11 protein-coding genes are annotated in these 17,252 nt (G+C 56.5%); 9 read left to right on the forward strand and 2 right to left on the reverse strand.

Annotation, left to right across the window (positions count from 1 at the left end; translation table 11 throughout):
- Positions 1 to 13: 13 nt before the first annotated feature.
- From PW789_RS16905 to PW789_RS16930, 6 genes are read left to right on the forward strand one after another with little or no spacing between them, the layout of a single operon-like run.
- Positions 14 to 463, forward strand: coding sequence for a hypothetical protein (locus PW789_RS16905; protein WP_299378761.1), 450 nt, complete (start codon positions 14 to 16; stop codon positions 461 to 463).
- Positions 460 to 2,175, forward strand: coding sequence for a hypothetical protein (locus PW789_RS16910; protein WP_299378762.1), 1,716 nt, complete (start codon positions 460 to 462; stop codon positions 2,173 to 2,175). Before PW789_RS16905 ends, PW789_RS16910 begins: the two co-directional genes overlap by 4 nt.
- A gap of 35 nt (positions 2,176 to 2,210) precedes the next feature.
- Positions 2,211 to 3,095: a type VI secretion system baseplate subunit TssG gene (locus PW789_RS16915; protein WP_299378764.1), complete on the forward strand. Its 885-nt coding sequence runs from the start codon at positions 2,211 to 2,213 to the stop codon at positions 3,093 to 3,095.
- A complete protein-coding gene (locus tag PW789_RS16920; protein WP_299378766.1) occupies positions 3,092 to 4,852 on the forward strand; it encodes a type VI secretion system baseplate subunit TssK in 1,761 nt (586 codons plus the stop codon). Before PW789_RS16915 ends, PW789_RS16920 begins: the two co-directional genes overlap by 4 nt.
- Before the next feature lie 17 nt (positions 4,853 to 4,869).
- Positions 4,870 to 7,500 (forward strand): AAA family ATPase, encoded by a 2,631-nt coding sequence (locus tag PW789_RS16925; RefSeq protein WP_299378768.1) that lies wholly within the window; start codon positions 4,870 to 4,872, stop codon positions 7,498 to 7,500.
- Positions 7,481 to 9,625, forward strand: a complete 2,145-nt coding sequence (locus tag PW789_RS16930) for a family 16 glycoside hydrolase (protein ID WP_299378771.1) — start codon at positions 7,481 to 7,483, stop codon at positions 9,623 to 9,625. The genes PW789_RS16925 and PW789_RS16930 overlap by 20 nt, the downstream gene beginning before the upstream one ends.
- A 64-nt stretch (positions 9,626 to 9,689) precedes the next feature.
- Here the strand turns inward: PW789_RS16930 and PW789_RS16935 are convergent, their stop codons facing one another.
- Positions 9,690 to 10,550, reverse strand: a complete 861-nt coding sequence (locus tag PW789_RS16935; RefSeq protein WP_299378773.1) for a helix-turn-helix transcriptional regulator — start codon at positions 10,548 to 10,550, stop codon at positions 9,690 to 9,692.
- Between the two features lie 857 nt (positions 10,551 to 11,407).
- Positions 11,408 to 11,989: a hypothetical protein gene (locus PW789_RS16940; RefSeq protein WP_299378775.1), complete on the reverse strand. Its 582-nt coding sequence runs from the start codon at positions 11,987 to 11,989 to the stop codon at positions 11,408 to 11,410.
- 164 nt (positions 11,990 to 12,153) lie between these two features.
- On the opposite strand from PW789_RS16940, the gene PW789_RS16945 reads away from it, so the two are divergent.
- The 3 genes from PW789_RS16945 (at position 12,154) to PW789_RS16955 (ending at position 17,248) form a co-directional block, all read left to right on the forward strand.
- Entirely contained in the window at positions 12,154 to 12,852 is a 699-nt protein-coding gene (locus tag PW789_RS16945) for a response regulator transcription factor (RefSeq protein ID WP_299378777.1), read from the forward strand.
- Entirely contained in the window at positions 12,853 to 14,268 is a 1,416-nt protein-coding gene (locus tag PW789_RS16950; RefSeq protein ID WP_299378779.1) for an ATP-binding protein, read from the forward strand. It abuts the gene before it with no gap.
- 385 nt (positions 14,269 to 14,653) lie between these two features.
- On the forward strand, positions 14,654 to 17,248 hold the full coding sequence (locus PW789_RS16955) for a TonB-dependent receptor (protein ID WP_299378781.1): 2,595 nt from the start codon (positions 14,654 to 14,656) through the stop codon (positions 17,246 to 17,248).
- The last annotated feature ends 4 nt before the right edge of the window (positions 17,249 to 17,252 follow it).

The following is a 17,252-nucleotide window of genomic DNA, read 5'->3' on the forward strand; positions in this document are numbered from 1 at the left end:
CCTTTCAGGAGTCATGAAGTTGATCCCAACGTATCGTGCAGATCATCTCTCGAGCTCGTCGATTGCATTTCCTCTACGCCTACAGCAAGGGTTGCTGCAGAAGACCGATGAACGAGAGACCTATCTGATGCTCCTGGGTATCATGGCGCGGACACCGCGAGGCTCATGGGTTGGTCACCCACTCTTTGGCTTTCAGGAGTTTTTCCCTGAGGTCTCCAGGGAGAGCCTGTCTGAAGAGTCGCGGGCACGCATGGCCGCAGCTGCAACAGAACAGATCAACACGGTTCTGCTTGAGCTTGGACTCGTCCGTTATCGGGTTGAATCCATCGTGCTCGACCCACTTCATAAGGATATGCAGCAGCCCGAGGCAACGCGGTGGACAGGGCGCGTCTCAGAGCAACGCGGTGTGACTCTTATGCTGCGGGAATCCGGCAGCGACCGTCTGATAGGGCACTCCCTATGAATTCAAGCGCAGCCGAAATTGATCTGAAGCTCCGCGACGACTTTCGCCGCTATCTGCGAGAGTACGGGATCGAGTCGACAATCATCGACCCTGTGTTGGCCGTACTCTTCCGCACGCTGGCTTCGCAGCTCCACGCTCTGTCCTCCGACACGGACAGGCTCCGGACTGCGCTGCTCGATGAGCTTCTGGCGGGCCTCGGTTTTGAGCGGCGCTTTGCCCATCCGGCGCAGTTGGTGGTGCGTTATCACTGCCAGACAGAGTCTGCTCATGTGAGTGCGGGAACCATCCTGAGCGGAGAGCCTGAGAGCGGCGGCCGGATGAACTTTACGACGGACTATGGTATCTCGGTCTCTGCTGCACGGATTGCGGCGGTGTTCATTTACCAGTGCTCTCGGCAAGGCGGCCGTTCAGCAGATGCAGATTCCGGCGGTGAGCTGCGCCTGCTGAGCGGTATTGAGCTGCCAACGGAAAGCCTGCGTGCAGGCCCATCGTACGGTGCAGTACCGGCGAAATTAGGACCGCATCCTGCGATCTACATTGCGATTGAGAATCTGGCTCCGGCACATCTTTCCCGTCATGGAATTTTTTTGCAGACCAGCCCGGAGGCCACCCTGTTAGGCGAGCAGTTAGAGCGCGAAAACTGGTGTCTCGCCTCGAACGACGGCCGGTTTGAAGCTGCAGGTGTGATCCGTCCAGGCGAACTGAACGCGGGACAGCGACAGCTGCATTGGTTGAAGATGACCGACGAAGCCGCGGAGTTACAGAAAGGTGTAGAGACGCCATCGTTGCCTGGAGGATTCTGGCGGGGGAGATGCTTTGTGCTCCCGGCGATTCCTGCGCAACGACATTTTCTATGCGATGCCCCACAGGGTGTGGAGGCTCCGCTCCGCTCGATCTTCGAACGCCCAGGACTCTTTCTCAGGCCGCGGGCGTGGCTGCGCATACAGCTCGATGCCCGAATCGAAACGCTGCACACAGCCATCTCGGCCGTCTATCTGCATGCGCAGAGCGCCTCCAATGTGGAGTGTTCCAACCAGACGGTGAACTTCAAAGAGCACGGCACGACGATCCCTGTCAGCAGAGACACTGGTGGCCGCTCCTTTCTTGTAGCGCCGCTTTCGATCACTGGCGAAAGCGGGGAGAACTATCTTCCTGAGTTCCAACCTTCCTTCAGCCCCGGGATCGGGAGATATCGTCTTCACCAGGGCTATCTAACGTTGTTGCCGGGAAAGATGCCGGATGGATCAGACGAAACCTATGCCAACGTGCGTCTCTGGATGACTGCGGGGGCGGCCGGTAACCAGATGGGAGTTTCGCGTCTACAGAGTTTTGTGCAAGAGCCACTGTCCCGTGGCCTGACGGTTGAAAATATTACAGCGGGTGCGGGGGGCTCGGATGGAGAGGGTCTGCACTCGGCGCAGCGGCGGTTCTCCGAGGCGTTGCTGTCGCGGCAACGTTTACTCACGCGCGCCGACCTCGAAACCTCGATCCGTTCCTTCGATCGTCGCATCACGCATATCGATGTCCATCCAATGCTTGCGCGAAACGCGCGGGGACTGCGTCGGCTGCACCGCATTACGGTGATGGCGGGGCGCGACAGGTTTGCGGCTCCCGAAGAAGAGGCGCGCGTGCTTGTCAACGACCTGCATCGTTATCTTGCGGAGCGGGTGCCACTCGATGTGGATGTGAACGTGGAGCTGGCATGGACCTAACCGCCTTACAGTCTTCTGGGAAGGAGTACCCCGCGATGCCCGACTTCGCGCAGGGTACCGCCTGTTTTGCCCATACGATTGACTCAGCTGTGCATGTGCTCGATGCGCTGGGAATTGCCGAGTCGCGCCTCAACCTGCGCATGGCCGGCGCCGGTCGTCCCAGCCTGCAGGTTGTGCGCCAGTCTCCACCTGCTGGTACCCTGCTCACTCCCACCGTACCCATCACGTTGTGGATCGCAGGCTTCGGCTGCTTCGAAGCGTTGCCGTTGCCTATGCGTGAGTCTGGTGGAGAGGCGGAGATGGGCACGCGAGAGCTGTCTCAACTCTTCGATGATCCCATGCAGAAGGCGGCTCAGTGGCTTCGTGCCGGGGCTCCGCTCTTTCAGATCGGTCCGGGAAGATTTGCGGCTTGCCGCCGCTGGCTTGCGCTCTTCGGTATCGAGTCTGCAGCGTGGCCTGAGGATCTGCTTTATCCGCTTGCACTGTTAGCGCCTACTCTGCCGGAGATGGCTGCACGCGAGGTCGGGATTCGTTTGACCTTTCTTGTTCTCCTGGGGCTGCCTGTAAACAATATTGAATGCAGCGGTGCGCATCGCCTGCTCGGAAGGGAAGACCAGTCGCTTCTCGGTTCGCAGGCGAGCCGTCTCGGACGCGACTTCCTCGTCGGCGATCGTCAGCTCGACACCGATTCCGTCACGATTCGACTGGGTCCCGTATCGCTCGATACCTACAACAGCTTCCAGTCTGAACAACGTTGCCGGCTTATTCAGATGGCCACGGATTTATGCGTGAGCGTTTGGCAGCGTCATTCCATCGCCTGGGTGCTCGAGGATGCGCGGCAGCCCCCTCATCTCGGAGTCGCGTCGAAGAATAGCCGCATCGGTCTTAACTTTCACCTCGGTCGAGGAGCATGGGCATGAACCAGAAAGATATTCACCACAACGCGGTCAACTGGGAGTTTGGGATGCTCGTCGCTCCGGAGCATTTCCTGCGGCAGGAGCGATTCTACGAGGCGGAAAGGCTCTGGATGATGCGCTACACCCACGACAGCTTCGGCTTGATCGGCGGTGGACCGCGCCTGCCGGAGAGCGAGGTGGGAGCGGTAAGGCATGATCCCATCATTACTCTCCTGGAAGAGGAACACCTGCTGCGCATCACGGTGACGCAATGCCGCGGTCTCACCGTATCCGGCACTCCCGTCGAAATTACGCCTGATTATCCACTCGATCAGGAGTTCAGCAAAAGCGAACTGGAGGGCATCAGAGAAGCGCGCATCTATATTGTGGCTCCGCCCCATGCGTACATGGTCCTCGATGGTCCGCCCGACGAGCACAACCCACAGATGCAGACAGAACGTGTCCGCCGGTGCCACATTAGTTTGCAACCACATGGAGAGGACGCACAGCACGCAATCGCGGTGGGCCGCGTCCGCCGATCCGAGCGCAGTCTCGCCTATGAGCAGGACCGCAGCTTCATTCCGCCCTGCACCCATCTCATCGCTTTTAGCGAACTCAGTGCCGCCTGGCGGCGAATCGTGGAACAGCTATCCTATCTCTCCAGCCGCTTCATCGAGCTGCATCGCGCTATGCAGGAGTACATCGAGCTGACCCGTGAACGCGGCATCGATGTTGGCATCGATCGCGATACGCTGGAGTTCGTCAAGCGGATTATTCCCGCCATTGAGTCATGTCTCTATGACTGTCTGGATCCGGCCCAAAGGCCCGCTCAATTCTTTGGTACCCTTCGCAAATTTCTACAGGGCGCTGCCGTGGGCCTGGATCTGAACCCGCCGGTGCAGCAGTACTTCGATGCATTGAAGAATGCAGGCGAAACAGAGTTTGTTCCTCTTGTGGAGCAGCAGAAGCAGCTGCTGAAGAGCTCGCCGCGCTGGAGGGTCGAAGACGATCTCGGCCTGGAGGTGCGCTTCGTACAGAACTCATTACGCAGCCTGCAGACGTTGGAGCGTGCTCTCGAAGGAAAATACATCGACTTCCGCGTAAGCCCCACGCTCGATACGATGAACTTCGTCTTCGACCGTGGCGGAAGCGCACTCTACAAGCTGGCAGCCAAGCCCGCGCGGCTACAGGGATTCGGCGATGAGATGACATTCTACTTCGCCAACATCCGGCTTGAAGGGCGTGAAAAATACAGGATTATTCTTACCGCTGAACTGGACCATGAGTATGCCGCAGAGACTCAATTGCCCGTTGAGATTCGAATCAACGAAGGAAGCGGATCACGGCGTGCTCCGATCCACGGAATAGGACAGGTGCGTTTCGCAGGCCAGAAGAACGTGGAGTTCGACTTTGATGCTCCCGACATTGCGACTGTGACTGACCTGCGGGTAGCGGTGCCTGCGCACTTCAGCGTGCGGACGGCCCTGCTGTTCGTGCGCCATCGCTTCTACGCGCAGGATACAGAGAAGATGAATCTACCGAGTCGATCTACCGAAGCTTCTCCACGAGCGAATGAGCTTTTTCAATCGCGTGAAGAAACGCAGGGATTCGCAGCGGTTCGAGCAGATGCGCCGCCACCCAAGGCCTTTCGCCCACCCTTGCAGCCTCAGTCGGGCAGATCGTGGAATGCGTGGGGCTCTCGTGAGGAGCAGGCGGCGACGTCAGAGACCGGACAAGCGGAAAACCCCATCGCGCCGTCGCGCAGACGACGTCTGGAATAAAGATAGCGGAGAATTGTATGGCATTCCCATTGGATAAATTGTCCGCGGAGTTTGAGACGGCTCTGGATCGCGCGCGCTACTTCGCGGAGGAGCGCAGGCACGCCAGCATCGCACCAGAGCACCTGCTGTATGTGCTGTTCGAAGAGAAGGCGATGACGGCTTATCTCACGCGAGCAGGCATCCTGCCCGCACCGGTACTTGCGGCGCTTACCGTGCGCCTTAATCGACTGCCTGCGATTGACCGCGATCCCGGACGACGTCCCGTTGCCTCGCGTGCTTTGCGTGATCTGATCGAGCAGTCGTTTCATGAGATGGATGCGCGTGGGGCCGACATCGCCGAACCCGTGGACTTTCTGCAGGCAGTCTCTGGACATAGCGAGGAACTCGCGAAGGAGCTGCGCGCAGCGGGCATTACTCGGGAAACACTGATGGAGGCGAAGGATCGCAGCGATTCTACAGCGGAAGCTTTGAATGGCTCGGCTGGAGCGCATGGATCGAGTTCGTTCGGCGTCGGAACGAATGAACCCTCCGGCAAGCTGCTCCAGCGGTTCGCTCGAGACCTTACAGCACTCGCACGCAGCGGAGAGCTCATGCCCGTTGTCGGACGTGACGAAGAAATCCGTCGTGTCATCCAGACGTTGCTGCGTAAGACCAAGAGCAATCCGGTTTGCGTCGGCGATCCTGGCACGGGCAAGACTTCCATCGCGGAGGGGCTGGCCCTGCGGATTGCTGCTGGAGACGTTCCTGCATCTCTTAAAGGTTGCAGGGTTCTCGCACTTGACCTGACGGCGATGGTAGCCGGTGCGAAGTATCGCGGGGAATTTGAAGAGCGGCTCAAAGGCATCGTCGATGAAGTTCGCGCGCGTAAAGGAGAGATCATCCTCTTTCTGGATGAGTTGCACACACTGGTCGGCGCCGGCGGCAATGAAGGTGGCATGGATGCTGCCAACATCCTGAAGCCTGCGCTCGCACGCGGCGAGTTGCGCTGCGTCGGAGCGACGACCTTCGACGAGTATCGCGAAAAGATTGAAAGGGACGGTGCGCTTGCACGACGTTTTGATGTAGTCGTCATCAAGGAGCCCACTGACGAGGCGATGCTGATCATCCTTCGTGGAGTTCGCTCCCGATACGAGACCTATCATGGTGTCCGGCTGGCCGACGAAGCTCTGCACGCTGCGATCAAACTTTCGCGGCGATACCTGCCTTCGCGCTTTTTGCCCGATAAGGCAATCGACATCCTTGATGAGGCCTCCGCGCGCATTCGCATGCAGAAAGAGTCGAAGCCGCGCGAGATTGACCGGCTGGAGCGCCTGCTGGCCGACAGGAGGATGGAGCTTGAAAGCATGTCTCCTGATGCGAAGCAATACCCCTCTCTCTTCGACGAGATTGCGGAACTGACAGGTCGCGTTGATGCTTCTACAAGCAGATGGCTGGCGCAGAAGCAGGCCTTCGAACGGTTGCAGGCTACAAAGCAGGCTATCGAGGAGCAGACGGTTCTTCTGACCAAAGCTCAGGCCGCAGGCGACATCACCCAGGCAGCTGAGATTCGCTACGGAGCTTTGCATTATCTTGAGGCACAACGCAGCGATCTGGAGCGTCAGCTTGAAGATGAAGCTGGCCAAAGTCCCGCTGTGCCGGACGAAGTACGAGCGGAGCACGTTGCAGAGGTTATCGCGGAACGTGTCGGCATTCCCATACACCGGATGCTCGAGAGTGAACGCGAGCGTCTGGTGAAGCTTGAGGATCGGTTGTCGGAGCGTATCTTCGGTCAACCGGAGGCAGTGGTTGCCGTTGCGGAGGCGGTCAGGCGAATGCGCGCGGATATTGAAACGCAGCGCAAGCCTAACTCGTTTCTCTTCGTCGGACCCACCGGCACGGGAAAGACGGAGTTGGCCAAGGCGCTGGCAGATGCGCTCTTCGACGACGAGACGGCGCTCATTCGCGTTGATATGGGAGAGTACAAGGATAAAGGTTCCGTCAGCGGACTCATCGGATCGCGGCCCGGTCTGATCGGCTCTGACGAAGGCGGTTATCTTACGGAACGGGTACGCCGCAGCCCGTACTCCATCGTGCTCTTCGATGAGGTCGAGAAGGCGCATCCGGAGGTACTGGATCTTCTGCTGGGAGTGCTGGACGAAGGCAGGTTGACCGATGCGAAGGGACGCTTCTGCGATTTCTCGAATGCCATCATTCTGTTTACCTCCAACCTGGGGGCACGAGAAGCGATGATGCAGAGCGATGAGCCCGAAGCGCGCCGCGCGATTATCTCTGAGGTCGTACGAGCGACGCTTCGGCCTGAGCTGTACAACCGCATCTCGCAGGTCGTGCCGTTCGATGCGCTCACCTCGGTGGAACTTGAGCGCATCGTAGGGCATTCACTCAACCGGCTTTGCAAAAAGCTCGCGGAGGAACGTGAGATCGATATGAGCATCCATGAGGCTGCGCTCAAGCATCTGGCCGCGCTCTCCTACGACCCGGAGTATGGCGCAAGACCAGTGGGCAGGACCATGCAACAGGTCATCTTCTCGCCCCTGGCCACGGCATTGATCGCGGGTGAGATTGAGCAGGGACAGAAATTGCACCTCAATTATTCGGAAGAGACAGGACTCAGCTTTGATATCCCTCAGAATGCGACGGCCACTGCATAACGGCCTGGCGCTCGCCGCTGCGACCTTCTCACTTCTCCTTCTTGCGCCGTCCTGCATGGATGCCTTGGAGACAGCCGGGTCTTTGCCTGCGAGTGATGCAGCGCAGGGTTGGGTCCGTCTCTTCGACGGAACCTCCCGCTCCGGCTGGTCCAGCAATGGAGACTGGCAGATCCGCAGCAACACGCTCGTCTCGGACTCGACGCAGCAGAGCCGATTGCGAACGACTGCTTCGTTCTCTGACTTCGATCTGAAGTTCGAGGCTCGTATCACCGGTGGTCCCTCTACGTTGCTGCTACGCGCCGATCCGCAAAGCAAGCCCGCGCAGCCGGGCTACACCATGTCACTCAGCGACGCTACGATTGCGGGAATCAGTGGAGGGGAGCCAGTCTCCGCTTCGGCTCCCGGAGGTTGGAATGTCTATGAAGTGAAGGCGGAGGGCACTCATCTGCTCGCTATGCTCAACGGAAAAATTACAGCGGATGGAAAGAATACAAAGAATCGCGTGGGTTACTTTGAGTTTTCCGCGCCGCGCGGCGCGACGCTGGAGGTGCGCTCCATCCAGCTCAAGCCTCTGGGACTCGACCGGCTTTACAACGGCTCCAACCTTGACGGCTGGCGAGCTGTATCCGCACCCACCCCGGAGAAAAAATCGAAGTTGAAGCTGCCGATTCCGGGACTGTCGGGCAAGCCCAAACCCCTAAAAAATGTTCGTTGGTCGGGCTCAGGAGGCATTCACGGAGAAGGGGGAGAAGGACTGCTTGAGTCGACCACCGCATATGACGATTTCGTGTTGCAGTTCACGGCGAGGACTCCTGCGATTGATGGCGACGGCCATACCGCGACGGAGATATTCTTTCGCGGAACTCCGGGACAGTTCAATTCTGGATATGCGATCAGTACCGACACAGCAACAGCGCGTCAGCTCAAAGACGGAAAATCCTTCGGTGTCGGCGGTTTGGTCAGCTTAGAAAAAGCGAACGCCTCTTCGATAGCCGCCGGGCAATCCTTTACAGGTACCGTAATCGCTCGTGCCCATCGCGTCTCGGTATGGATCAACGGCGCTCTGGTGACCGATTACTATGATTCTCGTCCTGAGGGTGCCTACCATTCGGCCGCCGGACCCTTGGGTTTTCGCATACGAAGCGACAAGGCCAAGCTGGACCTGCTCGATGTCCAGATAGCGACTCTGCCGAAAGGGCCTGCTCCTCCGCCTCCACCGGTACCTGTCGCAGCGGTTCCCCCAACGCCGCCTGCCGCACCTGCTGCCGCTCCGCCCACCGGGATGGTTGTGCCCACGGTGCTTGGCCCGTCTCCTGAGGAGAAAGCCAACCAAGAGCAGATCCGCAGATTAACCATGGATGCGTTGAGCGCCTCCACGCCGGAAGACGCAGTGCGTATCAACAAGCAGATCCTGTTTCTTGATCCGGGGGACATGCCTGCGCAGCAGCGTCTGGACAAAGCCCAGGGACAGATCGACGCCGCAAGCGCACAGCGCGAGCATGGGATGGCAGAGCAGCAGGCTTCCACTAGCAGGCTTCAGGAAAATATCGCGCGGCGCGATGCGCTCGTTCGCCAGACGCAGGACGCCTTGCTGCAAGGCAATCTCAACCAGGCAAAAGACCGGTTGAATGACGCGCAAAGGCTGGGAGCCAGCGGTCCTGCAGTCGATCGGCTACAGTCGCTCATCCGATCCCGGCTCAGAGACCGTCTGCTGCTTCGCGCCGGCCTCGGGGGAGGTGGCCTTCTTGCTCTCGTCGGACTCCCCATCTTTTTCTGGAGACGCCGTGGCAGGACCGTGATCGCGTATCTCATCGCCATCGACGGCGTCGACAAGGGTAAGCGTTACCTCCTAAACCAGGAAGTCACGCACATCGGTGGGGTCGCCATGGACGGCGGCAGAAAAAACGAGGTGCTCGTTCGCGATCCGGACCGGCAGGTATCTCGCTTTCACTGCGAGGTGCATAAACGTGACAGGAGTTGTTATCTGATCGATCTCGACAGCTCGAATGGTACTTTTCTGAGCAATCGTGCTCTCCAGCCCGGGGTCGCTGCCAGGCTGCGCGATGGAGACAGGTTCACTCTCGCTCGAGCCGCCGCCTTCGAACTGCATCTGGAACGTCAGTAGGCCGTAAGCTACGACGGCAAGGAAAGTCAGATCTGCTACGGCAGGTCGTTCTGGAGAGATGCAATCAAAGCTGACCGCGATAGCTGCTGGGCGATGCCCCGGTAAAACGATTAAAGATCCTCGAGAAATGCTGATGGGTCCGAAAGCCGGAGGCCAGCGCAACATCGAGGATCGAGCGACTCGGATCAGACAAGAGAGTCTTGGCATGTTGAATCCGGCGGTTGAGTACAAACTGGTGTGGCGTTGTGCCCAGGGTCTTGCGGAAGAGACTGCAAAAGTGGGAAGAGCTCAATCCAGCCGCCTGCGCCAGTTCGTTCAGGCTGATCTCTTCTTCAATACGTGCGTGGATAAACTCATTGACGCGTTTCATTCGATAAGGAGCAAGCCCTCCCTTGAACATCTGCGACGCACGGGATGCGATGCCGTCATAGCTGACCAGAATCGCCGCGAGGGCCTGCTCGATTCCATCGACAAACAGGCGCCCCGCAGGATATCCGTGTACTCGCTCGCGCTCCAATGCGTAGAGCAGGGAAGATAGCCTTGTGTCCTCAGCCGCTCTGTCCGTTGGCACAAAGTCTCGTATGCCTGGTGAGGCTTCGGCCGCCTGGGTCAGTGCCGAATCGGACAAGCGAACTGTAAGGGTGGGGGTCGGCGAATCAAGACGGAATATCTGTTCGCACGCACGTTTTTCGATCACCACGCTGCCCTTTGTCAGGACGAGGCCTCGCAGAACACCCGCTCTGCTCCCATATTCAACACCGCAACGCCTCATATAAAGCGTCAGTACCTGGTCAGGGAGGATCACCGTCTGCCAATCCGTCTGGCAGGTCTCGTGTTTCTCGATTAATAATGACGACGATGGAGAGGGAGGCCCCTGCAAATCCGAATCGAAGAGGGGAGTCTTTTCTCCATCGCGGATGGCCATGATTCGCGTGGTCTCCGTAGACTGGTCCAAAAAATTCTTGTCAGGCCCTTTGACGACACAATTGCTTACACCTCTGGTTGCAATAGCTTCATCTCGTCCAAATACATGTGGATCAACGGGTTACCAGGGAGGTGGATCTCCTGCTGACGCGTCTATGTTGTTTTACGGTGGTTGCGAACGGCTGCGGTTAACAGGGCAATAATCCTCTGCAGATTTCTGCAGATCCGGTTATCCCTCTCAAGCCTGTCCGGAAAAAACTTTCTTTCTGATCGGGAATTTCATCACAAAGGACCTGAAGTCAAAGTTACGAATGACAATGAGTTTTCAGTCTGTTGGCGGTGGGGAAAACAACGCGACCAACACAAAACCATCGCCGTGGGAGCATGTCTTCAGAGAACTATCTTGTCGTTTCCCCGTATTTGAACGGGGCGAAAGGCCGTTCCCGATTCCAGATCGGCCCATGCAGCGACCCGCATGAACCCAATCCCATTCGAGCGATCTAAGAACGGCACCTGTTGATTTGGGGCGTCAATCTGCAAGGAAAGAGTTACTTCTTTAGGTAAGACCGGGCCAGTCGCGATTTGTCCACTGGCCGACAAAATTGCACCGACATCAACTTCTCAGCGATCTCTCATTTCATTCAGCCCGGACAAGATCGCTGCCGAGCTGAAGATACTCGACTGAGTAAAGAAACCAGAAGATGTGTCGTTCCGGCTCCCGACCTCAGGGGTCAGTGCGTTGGTTCGGATGATCATGTTGGAACCAATCTCATTGGGCTGGTAAGGTGCTCATCGTACGCGGCGGTCAGGAGAGAGAATTGTTGGTGAGCAGTTAACTTGTCCGCGACAGCTTTACGGTTACGGGACTAGAGATTCACGCACCATCGTCTGAGAGGCCAGCTTTCCTGCCTGATCAAAGCGCAGAACAACTATCCAATCAAAGGTTTCATCAGGCCATTTCCCTTCGGGGAGCAGCGATTCGGGCGAGCCTCCGAAGGCACGAATGAGGGTAGGAATTTGACCATGTCGCCAGCATACCAATGGCACGTTGCCGTGCGCACTCCTGCGTAAGAGAGAGACGAGTGCTTCAGCATCTTCTGTTTTGATCGTTGTATCGAGGGGCTTACCGGACGCTTGGCTGAGTGGTTCCAGTGTAAGCCTCGGTCGTTGGCTGGATTTAGAATCGGCTCCGGCGTATAGATCGGTGATGGTTAGATTGAGACCGCCATCGCGAATTGGCTGGAAGTAAGAGACGTATGCTTTGGCTCTGCGAACACCGGCTTCGTTGAGACCTATATGCGCTTTGTCCGCATATTTTTCCGCGTGTCTGATGATCAGAACGGTATTATTTGCCAGATTGTCTTGGCTGTGAGCGCTCCTCGCAGCACAAAGCATGAGTGCAAAGATAATGAAACGGCAGCTTATCCAGAACAGCTTCAATCGGAGCACCTTCTAAGGCCCAAGATTTTCGAATTATAGGGCAAGCTGATGACTAACTGGAGAATCATTTTATTTCCGGCAAGAACCAACTCATTTCGGAAATTGTAACCTCTGTTTCATCATCTTTGGATAAAAGACGCTCTACCCTCAGAACAAGCACTGACATGAACGTTCTGGTGATCGAAGACGATAAGAGGATTGCTGCGCTGGTTGAGCGAGCCTTGATTGAGGCTGGTCACGGCGTTTCTCTTTGCCACAATGGGCGTGAAGGAGCAGAGATGCTGCTCAAGGGGAAGTATGAAGCGGCCCTTCTAGACGTATTGCTCCCCGGAATGGATGGCTTTGAAGTTCTGGAGATGGCTCGCACTCGTCATTGCAGAACGCCTATTCTCATGTTGACCGCGGTTGATTCGGTTCCAAAGATCGTCGAAGCATTCGATCTCGGTGTCGACGATTACATCGTGAAGCCCTTTATTCTCGAGATCCTTTTAGCTCGAGTGGCGGCGATCGCACGCAGGGGGAAGCCGTCGCAGGAGACTAACCTCGTCTCTGCCGGAGGCATTACGCTCGACCGTGGGAGGCGCATAGCTTCCTATGAAGGGCGTGCCGCCCCTCTTACGAAGAAACAATTTGAACTTCTCGAGATGTTGATGCGCCGGGCGGATCTCATTACTTCACGCGAAGACCTAATGGAAGCTGCATGGGGATACGTGAGCGAAGATAAGAAGAATGCTCTGGACGTCTATATCCACGGGCTTCGCACAAAGCTCGATGAGCTTACGCAAGTTGAGTTAAAGACGGATAGCAATAAGCCGATGATTCGTACGGTGCACGGCGAAGGCTATATGTTCGTAGCTGTTTAAATGAATATGCGCTCGTTCTCGGTTCGTGTCCAATTGATGCTGCTCTATCTTGTTGTAACGCTTGCGGCATTAATTCTGTTTGGGCTGATGTCATTCGGTGCGTTGAAGTACTCCCTGCAGGAGGGCAAGAAGACTCACTTGGTTGGGCGCGAGCAGCGTCTGATCGCACTGCTCGTAGAGAATAGTGCGAACCACACGAGGCTCTCGCTCGACGACCAACTCCGTAACTACGCTCTTGTCACGCATGAAGGAAATCTTTTCTACATCTACAACGCGGATGGAACGACCTTCTTTCCGCGTGACAAGACGTCTCCACGGTGGATATCGCCTGAATCCAATTGCGAGGAAACGGTCTATCGTACCGTTTTGTTTGAGGGGCAGCCGATCCTGGTTTTATGTCACGCAGCGTTGATTGCAGGGCATCGGGTACAGCTACAGATCGGTGGTTCTCTAGAAGAACAAGTTGAGATTCTCAGAATCTATCGCAACGCCCTTCTGCTCTTGATGCCGTTATTGCTGATTCTTTCGATCGGCATCGGTTATCTTTTGAGCAGCCGAGCACTCAAGCCGGTGGATCGGATGACACGCGCCGCTCTCAACATTGGCATAGGCAATCTCTCGGAAAGATTACCTGTGCCTGCTGCCCGTGATGAGATACAGGATCTGGCGCTCGCGTGGAACCAGTTGCTTGCCAGGCTGGAGGCGGCGGTATCAAGACTCAGTCAATTCTCTGCAGATGCGTCTCACGATCTGCGCACGTCGATTACCGTGATTCTTGCCACAGCCCAGCTCTCGCTGCAAAAGCGGCGGGCTGCGCAGGAGCACCGCGACGATCTCGAGAAGATTGTGACAGAGTGCCACACCGGAGCGACGTTGCTGGATGCATTGCTTTCACTGGCTCGCAGCGATAACTTTGTGCACGAAGTAACCTTCCGGCAGATCGATCTGGATGAGCTTGTGGTCAGTTGCTGCAGGAGAGTGGAAGACCTGGCGGAGAGCAGCGGCATCCTGCTGGACTGGCGGCTGACGCGAGAGCCCGTGTTGATTGAAGGTGATGAGAGTCTTTTACAGCGACTACTCGGCATTCTCCTCGATAATGCGATTCGCTATACGCCAGAGCGGGGAGAGATTCTTGTGGCGGTCAATGTAACTGACGGAGAGGCGATCGTCACAGTGCGGGATACCGGGGTGGGTATGTCGGAGGCTGCACGCCTGCGAGTCTTTGAACGCTTTTATCAAGCAGACTTGCGGGAGCGAAAGAAGCAGGCGGGAAGCGGGCTCGGACTCTCCATTGCGAGATGGATTGCGGACGCGCATCGAGCTTCATTAACAGTTGAAAGCACGCCCATGGTGGGCTCGGTATTTCAGATCAGGTTTCCGCTGCTCGTATCACCTCCTCTTGCTATGCGACCGTAAAGCTGAGATCAGGCTTTGGCATGTGCCGCTCCGGAATCTTAAGACAATCTTAGAAAAGATAAACGGGAAGCCATTAGAGTCAGCTTGACCGGTCACATGCTTTTGGCGTTCCGCCAGAAATAGATATCCCCAGTAAATGCAAAGGTTTTGTGTGTGTAGGCCAGGGATAGATTGGAGCTTGCAACTAGGATGATCGAGCGTCGATGTAACACGATATTTACAGGAGTTTTTTAGCTTCGGTCTATCGGAAAGATTCGAATATCCGACTGGAGGACCCTTGACTCGTCATCTCTCTCTTAGCTGCTTACGGACTCTGGCCATGTCCTTTTGCATCTTCTGTCTAGTGTTGCTATCTATCCCGCTCCATGCACAGGGCGGAGGGAGTTTGACTGGTACAGTCGTCGACCCAAAGGGTGGGGTGGTTGCAGGAGCGTCTGTGGTGGCGCATAACCGGCAGTCCCGCGCTGCGTTGCGGGTTGTAAGCAGCGGTCAGGGCAAGTTTTCGTTCTCTGGGCTGGCTGCTGGTTCGTATACCGTCGAGGCAGAGGCACCAGGTTTTGATGCTGCCCGTACGACTACGGTGGACATATCGCAGGGACAGGCTCAGGACATTACTCTTTCTCTGACCATTGGCAATGTCAGCCAGCAGGTCACCGTCGAAGCGGACGACACGCAATCGACAGCGTCGCGTCTATCTCCATTGGATGCGCTTTTGAACGAGACCTCGCCCCGCAGCGAGATTGGCGCTACCTACATTCGCAACTACGCCGCTCCAACCGCCGACTACGGAGAGTTGACGCAGATGGTGCCCGGCGCATTCACCACCAACACGAACGGCGTTGGACTTGGACAGAGTTCGACTAACTTCCGTGGATTTTCTGACGGCTCATACGATATCGACTTCGATGGCATCCCGTTCTACGATACGAACACCCCGTCGCATCACTCGTGGGCATTCTTCCCGGCGCAGTGGGTTGGCGGCATCGACTTTGATCGCAGCCCCGGAACGGCATCAACCATTGGACCTACACCATTTGGCGGTTCGATCCATCTGCTCTCTCAGGAGCTTTCTGCCGCACGGAACATCCGAGGCACGGTCTCTTACGGCTCCTTCAATACCTTTCTTTTTGATGGTGCATTTGATTCTGGTGACTTCGGCGGTGCGAATAAGAAGTCGAATATCTTCGTTGATGTTCACCATATGTCGTCCGATGGCTATCAGACCTTCAACTATCAGACGCGTAACGCAGGTTCATTGAAGTATCAATACAAGTGGTCGGATAAGACGGTTCTCACTGGCTACGCCGGAGTGATCTGGCTCGACGCGAATACGCCGAACCTGAGTTCGACGCGTCAACAGTTGCTCACATATGGTGACAACTACCTTCTGCAAAATACCGACAACACCCAGGCGAACTATTACAAGTACAACACCTACCATGTACCGACCGACTTCGAGTATGTAGGAGTCAACCACCAGTTTGCGCACAACTGGCTGCTCTCTCTGAAGGGTTACACGTACAACTACGACAACTCCGAGTTCTATGCAAAGCAGCCGAAGGGCGGCAAGCCTATCAATCAGGCGAACTGCCTTCCCGTGGCTTCGACCGTGACGGAAGGCGGCGTCAAGGTTCCAGTCTCTATCAGCCCTTGCGCAGTCGATAAATACAACAGCTATCGCAAGTTTGGTGAGACAGCTGCTATCAGCCAGGCCTCGAAGTATGGTGTGTTTCGCACTGGACTGTGGTACGAGTGGGCGAGAACCAATCGCCACCAGGTCCCTTCGAACCCCTTTACTCAAGCGGACGACACGCTGCCGAACTTCAGCGAGAGCTACTACACCAACAGCTATCAGCCCTACGCCGAGTATGAATTTCACGTCATCCCGCGGCTTACGATTATCCCTGGCGTGAAGTTTGCTTACTACACCATGGACTTCACTCAATATGCCGACAACGGCGGCAAGATTGGCAGCATCAATCCAATCACGCAGAAGCCCTTCACTTCGGTGACGAACTCGGTGGATTACAACTCGTGGCTGCCTGCACTTAGCCTGAGCTATCGCCTGAAGCCGAACTGGTCTGTTTATGGCCAGGGTGCGAAGGGAAGCGTCGTTCCGCCGACCAGCGTCTTCGATGTCGCCGGTGGTGTTGTTGCTGTTCCTCCAAAGCCACAGAAGTCCACGACCTACCAGGTTGGAACCGTTCTCAAGCTCAACCGGATTTCGTTCGATGCGGACTATTATCATATCCGCTTCCAGAACGGCTACTCATCGGTTACAGACAACAATGCAAGCTCGGCGACATATGGTGAGTCGATCAACTACATCTCACCTAGCTCTGTGTCGCAAGGCTTCGAGGCGCAAGGAAACGTTTATATACTTGGCGGACTCAGCGTGTTTCTTAACGGAAGCCGCGGGCAGGCGCAATATGTAGGCACATTGAGTACAAGCTGCGTGTCCGGAACAGCCGGATGCACTTCGACCTCTCCTCAACTGACAGTGCGGTCTCCTTCGGGGCTCTGGGTCTCGGGTACTCCGACGGATACCGAGGCTGAGGGAGTTACCTGGGCCGAGAAGGGATTCAATCTCGGCTTCTTCAATAAGAGAGTTGGCTCGCAGTGGATGGATAACGGCGCTTACCACAATCAGCTGCAGGTGCCCGCCTTCTCCTCGTCGAACATCTATCTCAACTACACCATCCGCACTGGTTCGCGTCTCGAGCGATTCAACGGAACCAAGATTCGCCTGAGCATCAACAACCTTGCCGATTCGCATAACCAGACCAGCATCTCGGCAGGCGGCGCGCTGATCAATCAAAACGTCGCGTCGAATGGACTTACTTATGTGGATCCGTTCAAGGCAAGCACGACGACGTCAGCAGGGCTTCCTCAGGGATACAACCTGGCTGACAATCCGTCGCTGATGGCGGGACGCAGCGTGATGCTGAGCGTTACATTCGGGCTTTCACCAAAGCGATAAGAGA

The organism is Edaphobacter sp. (assembly GCF_028283685.1).
Classification (GTDB): domain Bacteria; phylum Acidobacteriota; class Terriglobia; order Terriglobales; family Acidobacteriaceae; genus Edaphobacter.

What these genes read in the sequence shown, in the direction of transcription:
- PW789_RS16905 (WP_299378761.1), top strand. Translation starts at nt 14, where the DNA reads ATGAAGTTGATCCCAACGTATCGTGCAGATCATCTCTCGAGCTCGTCG.
- PW789_RS16910 (WP_299378762.1), top strand. Translation starts at nt 460, where the DNA reads ATGAATTCAAGCGCAGCCGAAATTGATCTGAAGCTCCGCGACGACTTT.
- PW789_RS16915 (WP_299378764.1), top strand. Translation starts at nt 2,211, where the DNA reads ATGCCCGACTTCGCGCAGGGTACCGCCTGTTTTGCCCATACGATTGAC.
- PW789_RS16920 (WP_299378766.1), top strand. Translation starts at nt 3,092, where the DNA reads ATGAACCAGAAAGATATTCACCACAACGCGGTCAACTGGGAGTTTGGG.
- PW789_RS16925 (WP_299378768.1), top strand. Translation starts at nt 4,870, where the DNA reads ATGGCATTCCCATTGGATAAATTGTCCGCGGAGTTTGAGACGGCTCTG.
- PW789_RS16930 (WP_299378771.1), top strand. Translation starts at nt 7,481, where the DNA reads ATGCGACGGCCACTGCATAACGGCCTGGCGCTCGCCGCTGCGACCTTC.
- PW789_RS16935 (WP_299378773.1), bottom strand. Translation starts at nt 10,550, where the DNA reads ATGGCCATCCGCGATGGAGAAAAGACTCCCCTCTTCGATTCGGATTTG.
- PW789_RS16945 (WP_299378777.1), top strand. Translation starts at nt 12,154, where the DNA reads ATGAACGTTCTGGTGATCGAAGACGATAAGAGGATTGCTGCGCTGGTT.
- PW789_RS16950 (WP_299378779.1), top strand. Translation starts at nt 12,853, where the DNA reads ATGAATATGCGCTCGTTCTCGGTTCGTGTCCAATTGATGCTGCTCTAT.